The sequence below is a fragment of the Microbacterium sp. genome, assembly GCF_049661145.1.
Lineage (GTDB): Bacteria > Actinomycetota > Actinomycetes > Actinomycetales > Microbacteriaceae > Microbacterium.
Window position 1 is genome coordinate 1 of sequence record NZ_JBASZT010000263.1, and the last position, 6,479, is coordinate 6,479.

At 72.4% G+C, this 6,479-nt stretch carries 7 protein-coding genes; 5 read left to right on the forward strand and 2 right to left on the reverse strand.

Annotated features, from left to right (window positions below):
* Nucleotides 1–788: 1,4-dihydroxy-2-naphthoate polyprenyltransferase (locus tag WBP48_RS11270; protein ID WP_424440450.1), on the forward strand; the 788-nt coding region annotated here is incomplete at its 5' end.
* A 49-nt stretch (nt 789–837) separates the two neighbouring features.
* On the forward strand, nt 838–1,245 hold the full coding sequence (locus WBP48_RS11275; protein WP_424440452.1) for a DUF4260 family protein: 408 nt from the start codon (nt 838–840) through the stop codon (nt 1,243–1,245).
* Nucleotides 1,246–1,279: 34 nt separating this feature from the next.
* On the opposite strand, the gene WBP48_RS11280 is transcribed toward WBP48_RS11275, so the two are convergent.
* Nucleotides 1,280–1,588: a DUF4229 domain-containing protein gene (locus WBP48_RS11280; protein ID WP_424440454.1), complete on the reverse strand. Its 309-nt coding sequence runs from the start codon at nt 1,586–1,588 to the stop codon at nt 1,280–1,282.
* Nucleotides 1,589–1,681: 93 nt separating this feature from the next.
* Here WBP48_RS11280 and WBP48_RS11285 point away from each other — a divergent pair, with 93 nt between their 5' ends.
* The 3 genes from WBP48_RS11285 (at nt 1,682) to WBP48_RS11295 (ending at nt 5,213) form a co-directional block, all read left to right on the forward strand.
* Nucleotides 1,682–2,098 carry a PLD nuclease N-terminal domain-containing protein gene (locus tag WBP48_RS11285; RefSeq protein ID WP_424440456.1) on the forward strand — a complete coding sequence of 139 codons (417 nt, stop codon included), beginning with the start codon at nt 1,682–1,684 and terminating at the stop codon, nt 2,096–2,098.
* A gap of 136 nt (nt 2,099–2,234) precedes the next feature.
* Nucleotides 2,235–4,064 carry a 2-succinyl-5-enolpyruvyl-6-hydroxy-3-cyclohexene-1-carboxylic-acid synthase gene (gene menD / locus WBP48_RS11290; RefSeq protein WP_424440458.1) on the forward strand — a complete coding sequence of 610 codons (1,830 nt, stop codon included), beginning with the start codon at nt 2,235–2,237 and terminating at the stop codon, nt 4,062–4,064.
* A 285-nt stretch (nt 4,065–4,349) separates the two neighbouring features.
* Nucleotides 4,350–5,213 carry a polyphosphate kinase 2 family protein gene (locus WBP48_RS11295; RefSeq protein ID WP_424440460.1) on the forward strand — a complete coding sequence of 288 codons (864 nt, stop codon included), beginning with the start codon at nt 4,350–4,352 and terminating at the stop codon, nt 5,211–5,213.
* A 190-nt stretch (nt 5,214–5,403) separates the two neighbouring features.
* Here WBP48_RS11295 and WBP48_RS11300 read toward each other — a convergent pair.
* Nucleotides 5,404–6,479 (reverse strand): isochorismate synthase (locus WBP48_RS11300; RefSeq protein WP_424440462.1); only part of this gene is annotated, 1,076 nt, incomplete at its 5' end.

Here is a 6,479-nt window from a genome sequence, read left to right on the forward strand (position 1 = left end):
CCGCGCTCATCGTCGACCGCGCGTTCCACTGGGTCATCGCGCTATGTTGCCTGATCGTCGCGGTCGCGCTGCAGATCGGCGTCAATTACGCGAACGACTACAGCGACGGCATCCGAGGCACCGACGATCTGCGCGTCGGACCGGCGCGCCTGACGGCGAGCCGCAAGGCGAAGCCGCGCACGGTGCTCGCCGTCGCGCTCGCCTTCTTCGGCATCGCCGCGGTCGCCGGCGTCGCGATCGTCGTACGCACAGGCCATTGGTGGATGCTGCCGGTTGGGGCCGCCTGCATCGTCGCCGCCTGGTTCTACACCGGCGGCAAGCGGCCGTACGGCTACGCGGGACTCGGCGAACTGTTCGTCTTCGTCTTCTTCGGCCTCGTCGCGACGGTCGGCACGACCTTCGTGCAGGCGGGCATCGTCCCCGACGAGGCGTGGTTCGCCGCCGTCGCCGCGGGCCTGCTCGCGTGCGCCGTGCTGCTTGCGAACAACCTCCGCGACATCGACCAGGACCGCCTCGCCGGCAAGCGCACCCTCTCCGTCCGCATCGGAAAGCGCGCGACCCAGGTGCTGTTCACGGTCTTCGTGCTGGTGCCGTTCGCGATCGTCGCGATACTGGCGCTGTTCTACCCGCTCGCCTGGTTGGCGCTGCTCGCCCTCATCCCGGCGGCCTGCGCGATCCTGATCGTGTGGACCTTCCGCCAGCCGCGCGAACTGGTCGTCGCCCTCGGGCTCACGTCGCTGACCTCGCTCGCGCTCGCCGCGTTCCTGTGCTGGGCGTTCGTCGGCTGAGCGCGCCCCGCCGCGCCGCGCCGCACGCTGCCTGCGTCAGACTGGGCGTATGACACCGATCGCCGTCCAGCGCGCAGAGAGCGCCGCCCTCGCCGTCGCGCTCCTTGCGGCGACCGTCGTCATCTACCCGGAGCACTGGTGGATGCCGCTGGCACTGTTCCTGGCCTTCGATCTGACGGCCCTCGGCTACCTCGCGTCCCCACGGGTCGGTGCGGCGGTCTACAACCTCGGCCACAGTTACCTCATCCCCGCGATCGCCGGCGCGTGCGCCGTGATCGTCCCCGTCGATGCCCGTGACTCCCTCACCTGGTGGACCGGGATCATCGCCCTGTCGTGGGCGTTCCATGTCGCGGTGGACCGCGCCCTGGGGTACGGCCTCAAGTTCCCGGATGCGTTCACCCACACGCACCTCGGCTGGATCGGCAAGGTCCGCGCGCGCGACGCCGCAGACGCCTGACCTGCCGCGAGGCTCAGCCAACCAGGATCCGACCTCAGTCGCGCGCGTCCCCACCGGTGGACTCCGCAGGCGGAACGGATGCCGGGGCTCCCGCCACGGCATCCTCGACGTCTTCGTCGGTTTCCCGCCGCTTCGCCGCCCGACGCTCGGCAAGGCCTGCGGTCGCCTGATCGAGGGGGCGCCGCAGGAACAGTACCGACAGGCTCAGCCCGATGAGGGCTGCGAAGATCGCCGACAGCCAGAAGTACTCGCGCAGCACCGGTGAGAGCATCATGATTCCGAGCGGGACGAGGAACGCGGCGAGGCGCAGCACCGTATAAACGAGGGCCGAGCGGACACGCATGCCGCCAGTCTACGGCGCCCGTCCCCGCACCCGGAGAGGAGGCCCGCCACGCTCGCCCTGCACGACGCCGACGGGGGCGCCTAGGATAAAAGGGTGGTGCGCATCCTGCTCCCTCTGGCGCTGCTGCTGATCGCCTTCTGGGTGTACAGCATCGTCGATTGCGCCCTGCAGCCACCGACCCGCCACCGGGGCGTGAGCAAGCCGGTGTGGTTGCTGATCGTGGTGTTGATTCCGGTGCTGGGCGGCATCCTCTGGTTCGTCGTGGGACGCGGCCGGGATCGCCCGCAGCCGCAGTTCCGCGCCCCCGACGACAATCCCGACTTCCTCGGCAGCATCGGCTCGATCACCGACCAGGACGAGCGCATCCGCCGCCTGGAGGCCGAGCTTGCCGCCCTCGACGCGGAAGACTCGTCGCCCGACGCGGCGCCGGGTGATCACCGTAGCGAACACCGAAAAGACCACCGCGACGACACCCGCGGCGACGCGGACCCGCGCGGCAGCGTCGGTTGATGGGAAAGTGTCCCTGCGGGAGGGGGGTCTTCTGCGCCCGGCGCGCTAGAGCCTCTGAAGAGCCGACGCGAAAGTCACGCCTCCCTGAGGCAGGTTTCTGCACCCTAGGGCGCGGCAGCACCCCTGAGAGGCTGACATGAGTGAGCACGACGGCGCCGGTCGCGCGCCGGCGACGGATGCCGCGGCATCCCTTCTCGGCCGCCTCGTCGAACTGGGGGTGCGGCATGTCGTCTTGAGCCCCGGATCGCGCTCGCAGGCGCTCGCGCTCGTCGCGGCGGAACTCGAGCGGCGCGGGGCGATCTCGCTGCACGTGCGGATCGACGAGCGGGTCGCGGGCTTCACGGCGCTCGGGATCGGCCGCGAATCGCGGATGCCCGCCGCCGTGATCTGCACGTCGGGCACTGCCGCGGCGAACCTCCTGCCCGCGGCGCTCGAGGCCCACCATGCGGGCGTCCCGTTGCTGCTGCTGACCGCCGACCGGCCGCCCGAACTGCGCGGAGTCGGCGCCAACCAGACGACCCGTCAGCCCGGCATGTTCGCCCCGAACATGCGCCTGGAGGAGGACCTCCCGGTCCCCGAAGAGGTCGACCAGGACGGCACGGGCGAGCAGTCCGCGATGCTCCGCCGCGTCGCCGAGGACGCGGTCGCCGCCGCCCTCGGAGCGGGGACCTGGCAAGCGGGACCCGTGCACCTCAACCTCCCGTACCGCGAGCCTCTCGCGGGTGCCGCGCCGGACTGGCTCGGGATGCCGGCCGGCACGCCTGGCGCCACGGCATCCGTTCCCGACGCCGTGGACGAGCCCGAGGTGTCAGAGGCGGCTGAGGTGTCAGAGGCCGCTGAGCCGTCGGGGGCGCTGTATCAGGGTGGCGGTGGCATCGGCGAGTCGAACCTGCCGACCGACCCCGACCTCGACCCGCACGTGTTGGAGCGTGGACCGCGCACGATCGTGGTCGCGGGGGCGGATGCCGGGGCCGCCGCCGAAGCGCTGGCCCACGCGGGCGGCTGGCCGCTCATCGCCGAGATCGTCAGCGGCGCACGGTTCGGGCGCAATCTCGTGCATGGGTACCGCGGGCTGCTGGCCGACCCCGAGCTCGGCGGCCGGGTCGAGCGGGCGATCGTGTACGGCCATCCGACGCTCAGCCGCGAGGTCGTCGGGGTGCTGTCGCGCCCCGACGTCGACGTGTTCGCGGTGCGGGGGCCGGGGGAGCCGTTCAACCTCAACGGCGCGACGACCGCCGTCGACGCGGTCATCGCGGCCGTCGGCGAGATGGACCTGGACTGGTTCGGGGCGTGGCTGCGCGCCTCGCGCGCGGCATCCGTCGACCTCGCCCCGCCGGCACCGGATGCCGACGCCCTCGCCTCCGCCGTGCCGCACGAGAGGCTCGGAGCGATCGCCGCTGAGCTCGCCGTGACGCGCGCCCCGATCGATCGGGCGACCCTCGTCGATGCCGTCTGGCGCGCGAGCTGGCCGCACGACCGACTGCTGTTCGCGTCGTCGCGGCTCGTGCGGGTCGCCGACGAGGTGCTCGGCGGCAAGAAGGTCCCGGTGCATGCGAACCGGGGTCTTGCCGGCATCGACGGGACGATCGCGACGGGCATCGGGATCGCGGTGGCCAGCCAGGCCTCGGGCAGGCCTGGCGTGACGCGGATTCTCGCGGGTGACCTCGCCTTTCTGCACGATGTCGGCGCGCTGCTGCTGCCCCCGGGAGAGCCCGCGCCGCGGCTGCAGGTGATCGTCGGCAACGACGGCGGCGGCACGATCTTCGACGGGCTCGAGGTCGCGCAGGCGGCGCCGCCGGGTGCGATGGACCGCGTGCTGTACACGCCGCACGCCGTCGGGCTGGAGCAACTCGCAGCTGCTTACGGATGGGGGTACGCCCGCGTCGCGACGCGCGCCGCGCTGGACCAGGCGCTGACCGCTCCGCCCCCCGCGCCCCAGCTGATCGAGGTCGCGCTGGAGCGCTGACTCGTTCTGGCGGTCTGGCCCCTGGGGCGGGGCAGCCTTGGCCGCGGCATCCGCCCCCGGGCTCGACTTGCCGACTTTTGTCGCTATGGGCCGCGCGTAGCGGCAAATCTCGGCACGTCGGCGTGCGCCCCACGATCGACCTGCCGTGTTTTGTCGTTTGGTCCCGCGGGTAGCGACCAAACGCGGCAAGTGGGCGCGCGGGTGCCACTGCCCCCGGGCGCGGGATGCCGGGGCGCGGCGCGCGGGGCGGGGCCGGTGTCGTCGGCATCCGCCATGATGAACAGCATGACTGCGAAGAGCCAGCGCAACTGGAACGGCGACCCCGCGGATCTGCTCAAGGCGAGCGAAGGGTTCCGCCTCGCCGACGTCGATCCCGACGCGACGCCGGGATATCCCGACGGCAAGAAGCGGGGTGAGTCGGACCTCGCGACCGGTGCCGACGAACTCGACGAACTGCAGGAGCGGCTGTTCGCGCAGAGCCGCGTCGTGCCCGGCAGCCCCGCGGTGCTGCTCGTGCTGCAGGCGATGGACACCGCAGGCAAGGGCGGCATCGTCCGCCACGTCGTCGGCTCGGTCGACCCGCAGGGCGTCGCGCTGGCCGCCTTCAAGAAGCCGACGAAAGAGGAGCTCGCGCACGACTTCCTGTGGCGCATCGAGAAGCGGGTGCCGGATGCCGGCATCATCGGCGTCTTCGACCGGTCCCACTACGAGGACGTGCTCATCGGCCGGGTCAGGAACCTCGCCGAGCCGGCCGAGATCGAGCGGCGCTACGGCGCGATCGTCGACTTCGAGAAGGGGCTGACGGACCGCGGCATCCGCCTCGTGAAGGTCATGCTGCACATCTCCGCCGACGAGCAGAAGGCACGCCTGCGGGAGCGTCTGGACCGGCCCGACAAGCACTGGAAGTACAACCCCGGCGACGTCGATGAGCGCGAGCTGTGGCCCGCGTACATGGCGGCGTACCAGACCGCGTTCGAGCGCACGTCGACTCCGAACGCGCCGTGGTACGTCGTGCCGGCGGATGCGAAGTGGTACGCCCGGCTCGCCGTCCAGGCGCTGCTGCTCGAAGCCCTGGAGGGCATCGACCCGCAGTGGCCCGCCGCCGACTTCGACGTCGAGGCCGAGAAGGCCCGCCTCGCCGCGACCTGACCCGGGCTGCCGCCCGCGGTCGTTGAGCGAGGCCCGAACGGCCGAGACGAAATGCCGCGAGCGAGCTCACGACGGTTGGACGCCGACTCCGCCGAGAGAACAACGGTGCGCCGAGAGCATGGGTGGCACCCGTTCCCTCGGCGTCTGGTTGTTCTCTCGCGGAGTGTGAGGGCGGGGCGCGGCGAGCGGGTCAGGCGAGCGCGTCGATGATCGGGCGGAACTTCACGCGGGTCTCGAGCATCTCGGACTCGGGGTCGCTGCCGGCCACGATGCCGGCGCCGGCGTGCGCCGTGAAGCGGATGCCGTCGGCATCCGCCCCCGCCGGCTCGAACTGCGCGCCGCGCAACGCGATCGCCCATTCTCCGTCGCCGTGCGCGTCGACCCAGCCGACGGGGCCGGCGTAGCGTCCGCGGTCGGACGGCTCGATGCGGCGGATCACGCTGATCGCGGCATCCGTCGGCGTGCCCGCCACGGCGGCCGTCGGGTGGAGCACGCCGACGAGGTCGAGCGCCGAAGTCCCGGCGGCGGTCGTCGCCTCGACATCGGTCGCTAGGTGCCAGACGTTCGGCAGCGACAGGGTGAATGGCTCCTCCGCCGCGGCGAGGGCGGTGGTGTAGGGAGTGAGGGCATCGACGAGGCTGCGGACGGCGTAACCGTGCTCGGCGAGATCCTTGGCGCTCGTCGCGAGGGCGAGGGCGGCATCGCGGTCCGCATCGGGGTTCGCGCCGCGCGCCGCGGTGCCGGCGAGGAAGCGCGCCGTCACCTGGCGGGACTGCACCGTGACGAGGGTCTCGGGGCTCGCGCCGATGAGCCCGTCGACGGCGTACACCCACGTGCCCGGGTACGCCGAGGCGAGCGATCGCACGAGCCGCCGCAGGTCGGCACCCGCGGGCGCGGTCCCGACGAGATCGCGCGCCAGCACGACTTTGCTCACCTCGCCCGTGGCGATCGCGGCGAGGGCGGCGCGGACGGCATCCTGGTATCCGTCGGGGGTCAGCGCACCGGGACCGACCGCGGCGGACCAGTGCGGTCCGTACGCGATCGGGTGCGGTTCGTCGGGGTCGGGCGCCCCGGCATCCGGCAGCACCCATGTCGCCCACGTGCGATCGCCGCGCTGCCCGATCGTCAGCCGCGGCACGGTCAGGACCGCCACGGCGGGCGACGCCGGGTCGAACGGCAGGGCGCCGAAGGCCACGAGCCCCGAACCGGGGATGCCGACGTGGTCGTCGAGCTGCGCAGCCGCTGCAACCTCGCGCCACCGCGCGG

Coding starts and splice junctions, on each gene's coding strand:
- WBP48_RS11275 (WP_424440452.1), top strand. CDS start 838: ATGACACCGATCGCCGTCCAGCGCGCAGAGAGCGCCGCCCTCGCCGTC.
- WBP48_RS11280 (WP_424440454.1), bottom strand. CDS start 1,588: ATGCGTGTCCGCTCGGCCCTCGTTTATACGGTGCTGCGCCTCGCCGCG.
- menD (WP_424440458.1), top strand. CDS start 2,235: ATGAGTGAGCACGACGGCGCCGGTCGCGCGCCGGCGACGGATGCCGCG.
- WBP48_RS11295 (WP_424440460.1), top strand. CDS start 4,350: ATGACTGCGAAGAGCCAGCGCAACTGGAACGGCGACCCCGCGGATCTG.